At 70.3% G+C, this 13,726-nt stretch carries 13 protein-coding genes; 5 read left to right on the top strand and 8 right to left on the bottom strand.

The genetic code is table 11. The features are described 5' to 3' along the window. Nucleotides 1-85: 85 nt before the first annotated feature. Nucleotides 86-775 (bottom strand): CoA pyrophosphatase, encoded by a 690-nt coding sequence (locus BFN33_RS37030; protein WP_069764719.1) that lies wholly within the window; start codon nt 773-775, stop codon nt 86-88. A 211-nt stretch (nt 776-986) separates the two neighbouring features. Next, the gene (gene nth, locus BFN33_RS37025; protein ID WP_069764567.1) at nt 987-1,907 is read right to left on the bottom strand and encodes an endonuclease III; all 921 of its coding nucleotides are present in this window, start codon (nt 1,905-1,907) and stop codon (nt 987-989) included. Nucleotides 1,908-2,243: 336 nt separating this feature from the next. Between nth and BFN33_RS37020 the strand changes: the two genes are divergently transcribed. Then, nucleotides 2,244-2,918, top strand: coding sequence for a Crp/Fnr family transcriptional regulator (locus BFN33_RS37020; RefSeq protein ID WP_069764566.1), 675 nt, complete (start codon nt 2,244-2,246; stop codon nt 2,916-2,918). A 777-nt stretch (nt 2,919-3,695) separates the two neighbouring features. Beyond that, the gene (locus BFN33_RS37015; protein ID WP_069764565.1) at nt 3,696-4,520 is read left to right on the top strand and encodes a nucleotidyltransferase domain-containing protein; all 825 of its coding nucleotides are present in this window, start codon (nt 3,696-3,698) and stop codon (nt 4,518-4,520) included. Here BFN33_RS37015 and BFN33_RS37010 read toward each other — a convergent pair. The 4 genes from BFN33_RS37010 to BFN33_RS51490 form a co-directional block, all read right to left on the bottom strand. Next, nucleotides 4,513-5,343: an MBL fold metallo-hydrolase gene (locus tag BFN33_RS37010; RefSeq protein WP_069764564.1), complete on the bottom strand. Its 831-nt coding sequence runs from the start codon at nt 5,341-5,343 to the stop codon at nt 4,513-4,515. The two genes, BFN33_RS37015 and BFN33_RS37010, sit on opposite strands and share 8 nt — an antisense overlap. Beyond that, nucleotides 5,340-6,209: an NUDIX hydrolase gene (locus BFN33_RS37005; protein ID WP_069764563.1), complete on the bottom strand. Its 870-nt coding sequence runs from the start codon at nt 6,207-6,209 to the stop codon at nt 5,340-5,342. The genes BFN33_RS37010 and BFN33_RS37005 overlap by 4 nt, the downstream gene beginning before the upstream one ends. Before the next feature lie 551 nt (nt 6,210-6,760). Continuing rightward, nucleotides 6,761-7,231 carry a RidA family protein gene (locus tag BFN33_RS37000; protein WP_069764562.1) on the bottom strand — a complete coding sequence of 157 codons (471 nt, stop codon included), beginning with the start codon at nt 7,229-7,231 and terminating at the stop codon, nt 6,761-6,763. Next, nucleotides 7,228-7,392, bottom strand: a complete 165-nt coding sequence (locus BFN33_RS51490; protein WP_086724107.1) for a DUF4177 domain-containing protein — start codon at nt 7,390-7,392, stop codon at nt 7,228-7,230. The genes BFN33_RS37000 and BFN33_RS51490 overlap by 4 nt, the downstream gene beginning before the upstream one ends. A gap of 118 nt (nt 7,393-7,510) precedes the next feature. Between BFN33_RS51490 and BFN33_RS36995 the strand changes: the two genes are divergently transcribed. Both BFN33_RS36995 and BFN33_RS36990 read left to right on the top strand, forming a co-directional pair. Next, on the top strand, nt 7,511-8,488 hold the full coding sequence (locus tag BFN33_RS36995; protein WP_069764561.1) for an ArsA-related P-loop ATPase: 978 nt from the start codon (nt 7,511-7,513) through the stop codon (nt 8,486-8,488). Beyond that, a complete protein-coding gene (locus tag BFN33_RS36990; RefSeq protein WP_069764560.1) occupies nt 8,485-9,900 on the top strand; it encodes an ArsA family ATPase in 1,416 nt (471 codons plus the stop codon). Before BFN33_RS36995 ends, BFN33_RS36990 begins: the two co-directional genes overlap by 4 nt. Nucleotides 9,901-9,917: 17 nt before the next feature. Here BFN33_RS36990 and wblA read toward each other — a convergent pair whose 3' ends face one another. Next, nucleotides 9,918-10,256 carry a transcriptional regulator WblA gene (gene wblA / locus BFN33_RS36985; RefSeq protein WP_020118772.1) on the bottom strand — a complete coding sequence of 113 codons (339 nt, stop codon included), beginning with the start codon at nt 10,254-10,256 and terminating at the stop codon, nt 9,918-9,920. A 506-nt stretch (nt 10,257-10,762) separates the two neighbouring features. Here wblA and BFN33_RS36980 point away from each other — a divergent pair. After that, a complete protein-coding gene (locus BFN33_RS36980; RefSeq protein ID WP_069764559.1) occupies nt 10,763-13,030 on the top strand; it encodes a transglycosylase domain-containing protein in 2,268 nt (755 codons plus the stop codon). Between the two features lie 93 nt (nt 13,031-13,123). On the opposite strand, the gene BFN33_RS36975 is transcribed toward BFN33_RS36980, so the two are convergent. Next, entirely contained in the window at nt 13,124-13,588 is a 465-nt protein-coding gene (locus BFN33_RS36975) for a GatB/YqeY domain-containing protein (RefSeq protein WP_059209103.1), read from the bottom strand. Between the last annotated feature and the right edge of the window lie 138 nt (nt 13,589-13,726).

The raw sequence follows: 13,726 nt of genomic DNA, 5'->3' as shown, positions 1-13,726 counted from the left end.
CACAGGTCGGCCGGGGGTCCGGCCCGCCGCGAAGCGGCAATCGGATACAGCGCCCCCGAAAAGACACAACACGGAGCTCACCCTGTCATGCGCGCCAGTCGAGCGGGACCTGCTTCTCGCGGTCCCAGGGGCGCTCCCAGCTCGCGTAGTGCAGGAGTCGGTCGATGATTCCGGCGGTGAAGCCCCAGACAAGGGCCGATTCGACCAGGAATGCCGGACCTCGGTGGCCGCTGGGGTGGACGGTCGTCGCTCGGTTGTCCGGGTCCGTGAGATCCGCCACGGGAACGGTGAAGACGCGGGCGGTTTCATTCGGATCGACGACCCCGACCGGGGTCGGCTCGCGCCACCAGCCCAGCACCGGGGTCACCACGAAGCCGCTGACCGGGATGTACAGCTTGGGCAGCACGCCGAACAGCTGGACGCCTGAGGGGTCGAGGCCGGTCTCCTCCTCGGCCTCGCGCAGGGCGGCCCGCAGCGGCCCGTCGCCATGCGGATCGCCGTCCTCCGGATCGAGCGCGCCGCCGGGGAACGACGGCTGCCCGGCGTGCGACCTGAGCGAGCTCGCCCGCTCCATCAGCAGCAGCTCGGGGCCGCGCTCGCCCTCGCCGAACAGGATCAGGACGGCCGACTGCCGGCCCGCGCCGTTCGCCGGCGGCAGGAAGCGGCTCAGCTGCCGCGGCTCGACCGTCTCCACGGCGTGCACCACCGGGTCCAGCCAGCTCGGCAGGCCGTCCTTGCTGAGCGTCACGCCCGTCGTATGGCTCGCCCGTGTCATCGCCACCCCCGTCGTCCTGCATCACTCAACGCCCGACGGGCCCTAGATCGTTCCGACGGCACGGCACCAGGGTGCCGGGGTTGCCCGACCGTCCGCACGGAACGGTGGTGCCGGGGTTGCCCGACCGGCCGCACCGCGCGGGCAGCCCCGGCCTCCCGATCCGGCCCGCCGCCCCGCCGCGCAGGGCCTCCCTGCCGCGCCGTCCGCATCCTCACTCGGTGACTCCCAGCGGCGGTGCGGCCTTGCCGCCGGCGTCGAGATAGGCCTGCGGCGGATTCAGCCGCTGTCCCGGGAAGCCGCCCTTCTCGTACTTCAGGAGCTTCTTCGCCTTCTCCGGGTCCGTCTCGCCCTCGCCGTAGGCCGGGCAGAGCGGGGTGATGGGGCAGGCACCGCAGGCGGGCTTGCGGGCGTGGCAGATGCGGCGGCCGTGCCAGATGACGTGGTGGGACAGGTCCGTCCAGTCGCTCTTCGGGAAGAGCGCGGTGACGGCCGCCTCGATCTTGTCGGGGTCGGTCTCGTCGGTCCACTGCCAGCGCCGAACCAGCCGCATGAAGTGCGTGTCGACGGTGACGCCGGGCCGCCCGAAGGCGTTGCCGAGAACGACGAAGGCGGTCTTGCGGCCCACACCGGGCAGTGTGACGAGGTCTTCGAGCCGCTCCGGGACCTCACCGCCGAAGTTCTCCACGAGGGCCTTGGACAGCCCTATAACCGACTTGGTCTTCGCCCGGAAGAACCCGGTCGGCCGGAGGATCTCCTCGACCTCCTCGGGGTTGGCCGCGGCCAGATCCTCGGGGGTCGGGTACTTGGCGAACAGCGCGGGGGTCGTCTGATTGACCCTCAGGTCGGTGGTCTGCGCGGACAGGACCGTCGCCACGATCAGCTGGAAGGGGTTCTCGAAGTCCAACTCGGGGTGGGCGTACGGAAACACCTCCGCGAGCTCGCGGTTGATGCGCCGGGCGCGGCGGACGAGGGCGGTCCGCGACTCGTTCCGCGGGGACTTCGTCGCGACCGTCTTCGTGGCCGAGGCCTTCTTGACCGGAGCCGCTGCCTTCCTGGGAGCGACAGTTGCCTTCTTCACGGCGGCGGCCTTCCTCACGGGAGCCGCCTTCTTCGCCGAAGCCCTCTTCTCCACCGGAGCCTTCCCTGCCGCTTTTGCCGTTTTCTTTCCGCCGCCGACGCCCTGTTCGCCCACAGCGGAATCTCGACGTACAACCACCCGTCCAGCCCCCTTGGCCTGTGCTCTCACCGGCGTTTTGGACACCCGGCCAGCCTAGGGCCCGGCACTGACATCCGCCCCGGACCTCGAAGACCGGCCCCCAATTGGACCCCTGCCGCTTACCCCGGGACATGTGTGCGGCATCCTTGTGACAGATCACACTGTTTGGACCGTCCGGCAAAATGGGCACCGGGTTCCCCTGGTACCAAGGGGGAACAAGATCCCCTGAGCAGGTCGACAAGGAGAGAACTCGTGGACGACGTCCTCCGGCGCAACCCGCTCTTCGCGGCACTCGACGACGAGCAGTCCGCGGAGCTCCGCGCCTCCATGAGTGAGGTGACCCTCGCGCGCGGCGACTCGCTGTTCCACGAGGGCGACCCGGGAGACCGGCTCTACGTCGTCACCGAGGGCAAGGTCAAGCTCCACCGCACCTCCCCCGACGGCCGCGAGAACATGCTGGCCGTAGTCGGCCCCGGCGAACTCATCGGCGAACTGTCCCTGTTCGACCCGGGCCCGCGCACGGCGACCGCCACCGCGCTGACCGAGGTCAAGCTGCTGGGCCTCGGCCACCCCGACCTCCAGCCCTGGCTGAACGCCCGCCCCGAGGTGGCCACCGCGTTGCTGCGCGCCGTCGCCCGCCGTCTGCGCCGCACCAACGACGCGATGTCCGACCTGGTCTTCTCGGACGTCCCCGGCCGCGTGGCCCGCGCGCTGCTCGACCTCTCCCGCCGCTTCGGCGTGCAGTCCGAGGAGGGCATCCACGTCGTCCACGACCTCACGCAGGAGGAGCTCGCCCAACTGGTCGGCGCCTCGCGCGAGACGGTCAACAAGGCCCTCGCGGACTTCGCCCAGCGTGGCTGGCTGCGCCTGGAGGCCCGCGCGGTGATCCTCCTGGACGTCGAGAGGCTGGCCAAGCGCTCGCGCTGAGCGCGGATCGCCGTACGACTCCGAAGGGCCCTGCCGCACGGCGGGGCCCTTCTCGTGTCGCCGGGCGTGGGCGTCCACAAGGACAGCGCCCCGCAGCCGGACATCGCTGGCGGAGAGCAGCCTCCACGTCAAGCCGCCGGCCCTGACGTGGTCACGGTGGCGCTGCCGACGTCCGGGGCGGCTCCCAGGGCCTGGCCCCGGGCACGGTCGCCTGAACCGGACCCAACAGGGGACCGACTTACCCCTCAGACGAGGAGGCACGATCCCCTCCTGCTCCCCCTGACCGCCACGTCCGGCCGGACGTGGCCCGGACCCGACCTGCCGACCACCGCGTCCGGCGACGAGATCGCCACCACCTGCCACCCCCACGGCGCCTCACGCCCCCCGCGCATCGCCCACCAGCGTCCTCCGACGCTGACCACGTTCGGCCCCACACTCCGCCAAGGGCCGCGTCGGACCCGGCCTGCCGACCCGCCGCGTCCGGCGACGAGATCGCCACCACCTGCCACCCTCACGGCGCCTCACGCCCCCTGCGCGTCGCCCACCAGCGTCCTCCGACGCTGACCACGTTCGGCCCCACACTCCGCCAAGGGCCGCGTCGGACCCGGCCTGCCGACCCGCCGCGTCCGGCGACGAGATCGCCACCACCTGCCACCCCCACGGCGCCTCACGCCCCCCGCGCATCGCCCACCAGCGCTGGCCACGTTCGGCCCCACACGGTCCGCTCAGGGCCGTAAATGAGCTGTCCCAGGGACCGCCCCCGGGCACAGTGATCCCATGACCGCCGAAACAGTGCCCTCCATCGCCCGCAAGGGGCTCGACGCCCAGGGCTACATCGAGCGCGAGGGCTCCCTCGGACGGATCCCGCAGGCCTTCCGCCCGGTCGTCGCCGCCGCCCGCGACCGGGTGCTGGACCTGTTCGGGCCGAGGCTGCACAGCGCATACCTCTACGGCTCGATTCCGCGCGGCACCGCGCGCGTGGGCCGCAGCGATCTCGACCTCCTGCTGGCCCTTCGGGACGAACCGACCGACGCGGACCGGGAGGGCGTACGGGAACTCGGGGAGGCGCTCGACAAGGAGTTCCCGCAGATCGACGGCGTCGGACCGCTGCTGTACAGCCGGGATCTCCTGCTGAGCGAGCTGGAGCGGCACGACATGGGCTGGTTCGTGGCCTGTTTGTGCACCCCGCTGCTCGGGGACGACCTGGCGGAGTACCTCCCCCGCTACCGCCCCGACGCCCTCCTGGCCCGCGAGACGAACGGCGACCTCGCCCTCCTGCTCCCCCGCTGGCGCGAACGGATCGAGGCGGCGGACTCCGACGAGCCCCGGACTCGCCTCGTCCGCTTCATGTCCCGCCACCTGGTCCGCACCGCGTTCACCCTGGTCATGCCCTGCTGGAACGGCTGGACGAGCGACCTGGGACAGATGGCGGAGGCCTTCGGCGCGTACTACCCCCAGCGCGCCGAGCAGCTACGGGCGGCAGCCGCCCTGGGACTCACCCCGACCGCCGACACGGCCGTACTGCGGACGTACGTCGACGACCTGGGCCCCTGGCTTGCGGACGAGTACACGCGCGTGCACGGCACGAAGACCCCTAGATGAGCCCGTGCTCCTCCAGGTACTCCATCTGAGCCCGCACCGACAGCTCGGCGGCGGGCCAGAGTGCCCGGTTCACATCCGCGTACACACGTTCTACGACGGCACCGGGCGTGCGGTATCCGTTCTCCACGGCCGTCTCGACCTGGGCGAGCCGATGGGCCCGGTGGGCGAGATAGAACTCGACGACACCCTGGGCATCCTCCAGGACGGGCCCGTGGCCCGGAAGGACGGTGTGGACGCCGTCGTCGACCGTCAGAGACCTCAGCCGCCGCAGCGAGTCCAGATAGTCGCCCAGACGGCCGTCGGGATGGGCCACGACGGTCGTGCCGCGCCCCAGGACGGTGTCACCGGTCAGGACCGCCTGATCGGCCGGGAGATGGAAGCACAGCGAGTCGGCGGTGTGCCCGGGAGTGGGCACGACCCTGAGCTCCAGCCCACCGACGCGCACCACGTCCCCGGCGCCGAGCCCCTCGTCGCCCAGGCGCAGCGCCGGATCGAGGGCCCGCACCTTGGAGCCGGTCAGCCCGGCGAAGCGGGCGGCACCTTCGGCGTGGTCGGGATGGCCGTGGGTGAGCAGGGTGAGGGCGACACGCCTGCCGGCGGCCTCGGCCGTGTCGACGACCGCGCGGAGATGCCCCTCGTCGAGCGGCCCGGGGTCGACGACGACCGCCAGCTCCGAATCCGGCTCCGACAGGATCCAGGTGTTGGTCCCGTCCAGGGTCATCGCGGAGGCGTTGGGCGCGAGGACGTTGACGGCCCGCGGGGTGGCGGGGCCCGAGAGGACCCCGCCACGCGGCTGGCCCGGGAGGGCTGCGGCGTCGGTCATGCGGAGGCTCCACCGGTCGGGATGTGCTTGGTGAACTCGTCGTGCCCCGGCCAGGAGAGCACGATCTCGCCGTCCACCAGCCGGGCCTGCGCCAGCACCGGCGTCAGGTCACGGTCGGGCGCGCCGGCGAGCGCGTCGGCGGCCGTGCCGTACGCGGTGAGCTGGCGCAGCGTGGCGATGGTGGGCGGCATCATGAGCAACTCGCCCTTGTCGTAGCCGTCCGCCGCGTCCTGAGGACGGATCCACACCGTGCGGTCGGCCTCCGTGGAGGCGTTGCGCGTGCGCTGCCCCTCGGGGAGGGCTGCGACGAAGAACCACGTGTCGTAACGCCGGGGTTCGAACTCGGGGGTGATCCAGCGGGTCCAGGCCCCGAGCAGATCCGACCGCAGGACCAGCCCCCGGCGCTCCAGGAACTCGGCGAAGGAGAGATCCCGGGCCACCAGAGCGGCACGGTCCGCCTCCCACTCGGCGCCGGTGGTGTCACCGACCACCGACTCGGACGTCGGCCCGGCGAGCAGGACACCCGCCTCCTCGTACGTCTCCCGCACGGCCGCGCAGACGATCGCCTGGGCCGTCGTCTCGTCCACCCCGAGCCGAGCAGCCCACCACGCGCGCGTGGGGCCCGCCCAGTGGATGTGGTGCTCGTCGTCACGGGGATCGACTCCGCCGCCGGGATAGGCGTAAGCGCCTCCCGCGAAGGCCATGGAGGCCCGCCTGCGCAACATGTGCACCACGGTTCCGCTCGGCCCGTCCTTCAGCAGCATCACCGTGGCGGCGCGTCTGGGCACGGCCGGCTGAAGCAAGCCGTCCGCGAGCGCGCGGATGCGGTCCGGCCATTCCGCTGGGTACCACTGCCCGTTTGCCATGGGCGGAGGCTACCTCTGGGTGAGCGGATGTTCGAGGGGCGCCTACGGGGGTGCCGGATGCTGTCGTACGGCGAGTGCGGGCCGGTGGGGGCTGGTCGCGCAGTTCCCCGCGCCCCTGAGGAGTTGCAGTCACCCCCGCCACGACGGACCGTTCACCGCACGGCGCGCCACGACGGACCATTCGCCCCACGGCGCGCCACGACGGACCATTCGCCCCACGGCGCGCCACGACGGACCATTCGCCGCACGGCGCGCCACGACGGACCGTTCGCCGCGTACGGCGAGAAGGGGCCGGGGTGGGGGGTGTCCGCCCGCAGCGGCCGGCGTCCGTCACCGAGCACTGTTGAAGCAGCCGAGCCGCCGGACCGAGGACGGACACCCCCCACCCCGGCCCCGACCCACAACACACCCGCACGCGCTACAAAGGCCCCCACCGGACAGAAACAGGCCGCCGCAGGCACCCAGGGGCGCGGGGAACTGCGCAAAACGCCCGCCCCCACCGACCCCACACAAACACCCGCACCCGCACCCGCACAAGCCGCCGCCCGGCACTACGCAGAGACGAGCTCCACCTGCACCTCAACCTCAACCGGCGCGTCCAACGGCAGCACAGCCACACCCACCGCACTGCGCGCGTGCACGCCCTTGTCCCCCAGCACCTCACCCAGCAGCTCACTCGCGCCGTTGATCACACCCGGCTGCCCCGTGAAGTCCGAGGCCGACGCCACGAACCCCACGACCTTCACCACGCGCGCGATCCGGTCGAGGTCACCCGCGACCGACTTCACCGCCGCCAGCGCGTTCAGCGCGCAGGTCCGGGCCAGCTCCTTCGCCTCCTCGGCCGTGACCTCCGCGCCCACCTTCCCGGTGACCGGAAGCTTGCCCTCGACCATGGGCAGCTGCCCCGAGGTGTACACGTACACACCCGACTGCACGGCCGGCTGATACGCGGCCAGCGGCGGCACCACCGACGGCAGCGTCAGCCCCAGCTCCGCGAGCCGTGCCTCGACCGCCCCGCTCACGCCGTCTTCTCCCGCTTCAGGTACGCCACCAGCTGCTCGGGGTTGTTCGGCCCGGGCACGACCTGCACGAGCTCCCACCCGTCCTCGCCCCAGGTGTCCAGAATCTGCTTCGTGGCGTGGACGAGCAGCGGCACGGTCGCGTATTCCCACTTCTTGGTCATGCGGGCGACTTTAGCCGCTGCTCACCGCCGGCTTTCAGCCGCTGCTCACCCACGGCCCGTGCCGCGTTATCCACAGCCTCCTGCTTAGCTTCGCCGCCGACTGGTTACGCTCGAATACGTGAGCAGGCTCCAGGTCGTCAGCGGCAAGGGCGGGACCGGAAAGACCACGGTCGCCGCAGCCCTCGCGCTGGCCCTCGCCACCGAGGGGAAGCGGACGCTTCTCGTCGAGGTAGAGGGCCGCCAGGGAATCGCGCAGCTCTTCGAAACGGAGGCGTTGCCCTATGAGGAGCGGAAGATCGCCGTCGCTCCGGGGGGCGGGGAGGTGTACGCACTGGCCATCGACCCCGAACTGGCCCTTCTGGACTACCTCCAGATGTTCTACAAACTCGGCGGAGCGGGACGCGCCCTGAAGAAGCTCGGCGCGATCGACTTCGCCACCACCATCGCGCCCGGCCTCAGAGACGTCCTCCTGACGGGCAAGGCGTGCGAGGCGGTCCGCCGCAAGGACAAGTCCGGCCGCTTCGCCTACGACTACGTCGTGATGGACGCGCCCCCCACCGGCCGCATCACCCGCTTCCTGAACGTCAACGACGAGGTCGCCGGGCTCGCCAAGATCGGCCCGATACACAATCAGGCGCAGGCCGTGATGCGGGTGCTGAAGTCCAAGGAGACGGCCGTCCACCTGGTGACGCTCCTGGAGGAGATGCCGGTCCAGGAGACCGCGGACGGCATCGCCGAGTTGAGGGCGGCCCACCTCCCCGTGGGCCGGATCGTCGTGAACATGGTGCGTCCGGAGGTGTTGGACGCCACCGACCTGGAACTCGTACGGACCACACCGCGTTCAGCTGTGGCTAAGGCGCTGTCCTCGGCCGGACTCGGCGGCGCCCGTCGCGGGGGCAACGCCGAGAAGCTGGTCGACCCGCTGATCCAGCAGGCCGAGGAGTACGCCGAGCGGTACGACCTGGAGCACGAACAGCGCTCGGTTCTCGGCGAACTGGGTCTGCCGTTGCACGAACTGCCCTTGCTGACCGAGGGCATGGACCTGGCGGGTCTGTACGAACTGGCCACCGAGCTGCGGAAGCAGGGGATGTCATGAGTCCGGACGCCGACGCGCACGACCGGCACCGCCGTCTTTCTCCCGCCCCCGTGCTCGATCTCGATCCGCTGATCGACGATCCGGGCACCCGCATCGTGGTCTGCTGCGGCTCGGGAGGCGTCGGAAAGACCACGACCGCGGCGGCTCTCGGTCTGCGGGCCGCCGAGCGGGGCCGCAAGGTCGTCGTGCTCACCATCGACCCGGCCCGCCGGCTCGCCCAGTCGATGGGCATCGACTCGCTGGACAACGTCCCACGCCGGGTGAAGGGCCTCGACGACTCCGCCAGCGGCGAGTTGCACGCGATGATGCTCGACATGAAGCGCACCTTCGACGAGATCGTCGAGGCGCACGCGGACGCCGAGCGGGCGGCCACGATTCTGAACAACCCCTTCTACCAGTCGCTCTCGGCGGGCTTCGCGGGCACGCAGGAGTACATGGCGATGGAGAAGCTGGGGCAGTTGCGGGCCCGGGACGAGTGGGATCTGATCGTCGTCGACACTCCCCCGTCCCGCTCCGCCCTCGACTTCCTGGACGCGCCCAAGAGGCTCGGTTCCTTCCTCGACGGAAGGCTCATCCGGCTGCTCACCGCCCCGGCCAAGCTCGGCGGACGGGCGGGGATGAAGTTCCTGAACGTCGGGATGTCGATGATGACCGGCACCCTCGGCAAACTTCTGGGCGGTCAACTCCTCAAGGACGTCCAGACGTTCGTGGCCGCGATGGACACGACCTTCGGCGGGTTCCGCACGCGCGCGGACGCCACGTACAAGCTGCTCCAGGCTCCCGGGACGGCGTTCCTGGTGGTCGCGGCCCCGGAGCGGGACGCGCTGCGCGAGGCCGCGTACTTCGTGGAGCGGCTGGCCGCGGAGGACATGCCGCTCGCCGGCCTGGTGCTCAACCGAGTCCACGGCAGCGGCGCCGACCGGCTCTCGGCCGAGCGAGCGCTCGCCGCCGCTGAAAACCTCGAGACCGCCGAGAATCCCGAGGCCGAGGAAAATCTTGAAGAGCCCCGCATTGTCGATCAGGAGGGCGGGAAAGCTGGACTTCGTAACTCTCCCGACACGTACGGCAGTTCAGCATCTCCCGCTTCCGAGGCACCGGCTCCTGACGAAGGCTCCCCCGCCGACTCGAAGAACCCCAGCTCGGAGCGCACGGAGAAGAGGCTGTCCGCCGACTCCGCCGACCGATCCGTCGACCAGCTCACCGCAGGCCTGTTGAGGCTGCATGCCGACCGTATGCAGCTGCTCTCCCGCGAGCAGCGCACACGTGACCGCTTCACGGCGCGCCACCCCGAGGTGGCGGTGGCCGAAGTGGCCGCGCTGCCCGGCGACGTACACGACCTCGCGGGGCTGCGGAACATCGGAAACCGGCTCGCGGCCGCGCAGCCGGAGCTGCCCGAGACTGCCGTCGACTGACCCGAGGGGTGCCGCCCTCAGCCCACCGCCGCGTAGTTCTCGTAGATCTCGTCGTCTTCGAGGGGCAGGATGCCGACCCCTCGCTCGTACTCGACGCGCGCCGTCTCCAGCAGCCTGCGCCACGACGTGACCGTCGGCCGCCGGCGCAGCAGGGCGCGACGCTCGCGCTCTGTCATGCCTCCCCACACGCCGAACTCGACGCGGTTGTCCAGCGCGTCGGCGAGGCACTCCGTGCGCACCGGACATCCGGTGCACACCGCCTTCGCCCGGTTCTGCGCTGCTCCTTGAACGAACAGTTCATCCGGATCGGTAGTGCGGCAGGCCGCCTGCGCACTCCAGTCGACTACCCAGCCCATACCGGCGCCGTCCTCTCCCGAATCGAGGCTCCCCCACGGCGGCAGCGGCATATTCACCGCCGCCAGTTGAGGACGTTACGGAAGGGAGGCACAGCGCAACACCCCCTTCGGGCCCAATCTTGAATGGCCCGAACGGACTATGCGTAAGCGGCAGATCACCCGGGGGAGTGAGCCCGCGACATACATGACTATCCCGGCAAACCAGGACACTTGTCTTGCGTCACAACGGGCACCTGATGACACACGAGGCGGATTCGGACACGCCCCACCAAAAAAGTTGGGGAACCTCCGGAACGATTCGGGGTCGCCGGACGTATTGATACGTGGCCCTACTGCTGTGACAGTTGAGAGCAGCTTAGGCCAAGGCCTGTGCGCGTGTCCGGCGAATGAGAAGGTAGGCGCTCCTGTCGCCATGCCCGCTCCGACGCGGTCGTGCCCGCTTCCGTCGCCATGCCGTGACATGGGCTCCCTCTGAACGCTCATGAGTACGGATTAGGCTGCCCTCTATGTCGAAGAAGCGCTCGGGTGGCGGTCTGTCGCCCACGCAGCAGGCCGCCAAGTTCCTCGGTGTCAGTGTTCTCGCGGGAGCGGTGATGGCCGGCATCGCGCTGCCCGCGGCCGGCGCACTGGGGCTCGCGGCCAAGGGGTCGGTGGAGAGTTTCGACGAACTCCCGACGAACCTGAAGACCCCGCCGCTGAGCCAGCGCACCACGATCCTCGACAGCGAGGGCGGCACCATCGCCACGGTGTACTCGCGCGACCGCACGGTGGTCGACCTCAAGAGCATCTCGCCGTACATGCAGAAGGCGATCGTGGCGATCGAGGACTCGCGCTTCTACCAGCACGGCGCGGTCGACCTGAAGGGCGTCCTGCGCGCACTCAACAAGAACGCCCAGAGCGGCGGTGTCTCCCAGGGCGCCTCCACTCTGACGCAGCAGCTCGTGAAGAACGTCGCGGTGGAGGAGGCCGGTGACGACCCCACGAAGGTCGCCCAGGCCACCCAGCAGACCATCGGCCGCAAGATCCGCGAGCTGAAGTACGCGATCCAGCTCGAAGAGGAACTCGGCAAGAAGAAGATCCTCGAGAACTACCTCAACATCACCTTCTTCGGCCAGCAGGCCTACGGCGTCGAGGCCGCCTCCCAGCGCTACTTCTCCAAGCACGCCAAGGACCTCAGCCTCGAGCAGTCGGCGCTGCTCGCGGGCATCGTCCAGTCCCCGAGCCGCTACGACCCCGTCAACGACGAGGCCGAGGCGACCAAGCGGCGCAACACCGTGCTCCAGCGCATGGCCGAGGTCGGTGACGTCTCCCAGGCGGAGGCCGACAAGGCCAAGGAGCAGCCGCTGGGCCTCAAGGTCAGCAAGTCCAAGAACGGCTGCATCACGGCGGTCAAGGGCGCGGGCTTCTTCTGCGACTACGTCCGTGAGGTCTTCCTGACCGATCCGGTCTTCGGCAAGACCAAGGAGGCCCGGGCCAAGGTCTGGAACCAGGGCGGTCTGACGATCAAGACCACGATGGACCCGCAGGCCCAGGAGTCGGCGCAGAAGTCCATCAAGGAGCACGTCTACCAGGACGACGACGTGGCCACCGCCGCGACCATCGTCCAGCCCGGCACCGGCAAGATCCTGGCGATGGGCCAGTCACGGCCGTACGGCATCAGCAACAAGAAGAACGAGACGACGCTCAACCTCTCGGTCAACGCGGCCATGGGCGGCGGGGCCGGCTACCAGCCCGGTTCGACGTTCAAGCCGATCGTGGCCGCGGCCGCCATAGAGGGCGGTATGCCGGCGACGAAGATGTACCCCTCGCCGTACGAGATGGACTACCCGGCCCCGGTCCAGGAGTGCAGCGGCAAGGTCTGGAACGAGAAGGGCGTCAAGGTCTCCAACGAGAACGAGTCCGAGGTGGGCCCGTACGACATGAAGACCGCAACCGCGAAGTCGGTCAACACCTACTACGTGCAGCTCATCAGCGACATCGGCATCTGCCCGGTGACGGAGATGGCCGCGAAGATGGGTGTGGCACGCGCCGACGGCGGCAAGATCCAGCAGGCCCCGTCGATCGCCCTGGGCACGCAGGAGATGTCGCCGCTGACCATGGCGAACGCGTACGCGACCTTCGCCTCGCGCGGGATGTACTGCACCCCGGTCGCCATCGAGTCGATCACCCAGCGGGCCGGCGAGAAGTCGAAGTCGCTCCAGGTGCCGAAGTCGACCTGCTCGCGGGCGATGTCGGAGAAGACCGCGGACACCATCAACACGCTCCTCAAGGGCGTGGTCGAGGACGGCACCGGTTCGGAGGCGGGCCTCGGCGGCGGCCGTGCCAGCGCCGGCAAGACCGGTACGACCGACGAGCGCTACGCGGCCTGGTTCGTGGGCTACACGCCGAACATGGCCGGCGCGGTCTGGGTCGGCGACCCCGCGCACAAGCGCAAGATGCAGAACATCACCATCGGCGGCGTGTACAACGAAAAGGTGTTCGGTGGCAAGGTCCCCGGCCCGATCTGGCGCGACATGATGAGCGGCGCACTGGAGGGCAAGGAGGCCCCCGGCTTCAACCTCGTCTACATCCCGGACCCTCCGAAGGAAAAGGGCGACGGCAAGGGCGACGGCGGTGACAAGGGCGGAGACAACGGCGGCAACGACAACGGCGGGAACGACGGCGGGGACAACGGCAACACCACCTTCCCGACGCCGACCTTCTCCATCCCGGAGAACTTCATCCAGGGCACGAGCAACGGGAACGGCAACGGTAATGGGGGCGGGCGCGGCTGACGCGGCCGACGCCCGGGGGCGTACGAACGGATGAGAGCCCGGTCCCGCTGACTGCGCGGGACCGGGCTCTCGTACGACTGCCAGGAGCTCGTCTCAGCCGGCCAGGAGCTTCTTCACGACCGCGGCGACCCGGCCGCCCTCGGCCAGACCGGCCACCTTCGGGTTCACGATCTTCATGACGGCGCCCATGGCCCGGGGCCCCTCGGCGCCCGCCGCCCTGGCCTCCTGGACCGCCTGGGCGACGATGTCGTTCAGCTCGTCGTCGCCGAGCTGCTTGGGCAGGTACCCGGCGAGGACCTCGCCCTCCGCCTTCTCCCGCTCGGCGGACTCGGCGCGACCACCCTGGGCGAAGGCGTCCGCGGCCTCGCGGCGCTTCTTCGCCTCCTTGGTGATCACCTTCAGGACCTCGTCGTCGGAGAGCTCGCGCTTCGTCTTGCCCGCGACCTCCTCCTTGGTGATCGCGGCGAGCGTCAGCCGGAGCGTCGAGGAGCGGAGCTCGTCGCGCTCCTTCACGGCGGCGGTGAGGTCTTCCTGCAGCTTCGACTTGAGCGTGGTCATGCGTTTGATTGTCGCAGGTGCGGGGTGGGGGGTGCCCGCGCATTTACTGGACGGCGGGCGCCCCGGGCCATGGGGGAAGGGGGACGGCGGCTTTGGGGGGGCGGGTGCTCGGCTCCACGGCGGGGGTGAGCGGGCGGC

The sequence above is a fragment of the Streptomyces sp. LUP47B genome (genome assembly GCF_001746295.1).
GTDB lineage: Bacteria > Actinomycetota > Actinomycetes > Streptomycetales > Streptomycetaceae > Streptomyces.
The sequence above is the reverse complement of the archived record's forward strand: the minus strand, read 5'-3'. Positions and strand labels throughout refer to the sequence as shown.

Coding starts and splice junctions, on each gene's coding strand:
- BFN33_RS36980 (WP_069764559.1), top strand. CDS start 10,763: ATGTCGAAGAAGCGCTCGGGTGGCGGTCTGTCGCCCACGCAGCAGGCC.
- BFN33_RS36975 (WP_059209103.1), bottom strand. CDS start 13,588: ATGACCACGCTCAAGTCGAAGCTGCAGGAAGACCTCACCGCCGCCGTG.
- BFN33_RS36990 (WP_069764560.1), top strand. CDS start 8,485: ATGAGTCCGGACGCCGACGCGCACGACCGGCACCGCCGTCTTTCTCCC.
- BFN33_RS37015 (WP_069764565.1), top strand. CDS start 3,696: ATGACCGCCGAAACAGTGCCCTCCATCGCCCGCAAGGGGCTCGACGCC.
- wblA (WP_020118772.1), bottom strand. CDS start 10,256: ATGGGCTGGGTAGTCGACTGGAGTGCGCAGGCGGCCTGCCGCACTACC.
- BFN33_RS37010 (WP_069764564.1), bottom strand. CDS start 5,343: ATGACCGACGCCGCAGCCCTCCCGGGCCAGCCGCGTGGCGGGGTCCTC.
- BFN33_RS37005 (WP_069764563.1), bottom strand. CDS start 6,209: ATGGCAAACGGGCAGTGGTACCCAGCGGAATGGCCGGACCGCATCCGC.
- BFN33_RS51490 (WP_086724107.1), bottom strand. CDS start 7,392: ATGACCAAGAAGTGGGAATACGCGACCGTGCCGCTGCTCGTCCACGCC.
- BFN33_RS37030 (WP_069764719.1), bottom strand. CDS start 775: ATGACACGGGCGAGCCATACGACGGGCGTGACGCTCAGCAAGGACGGC.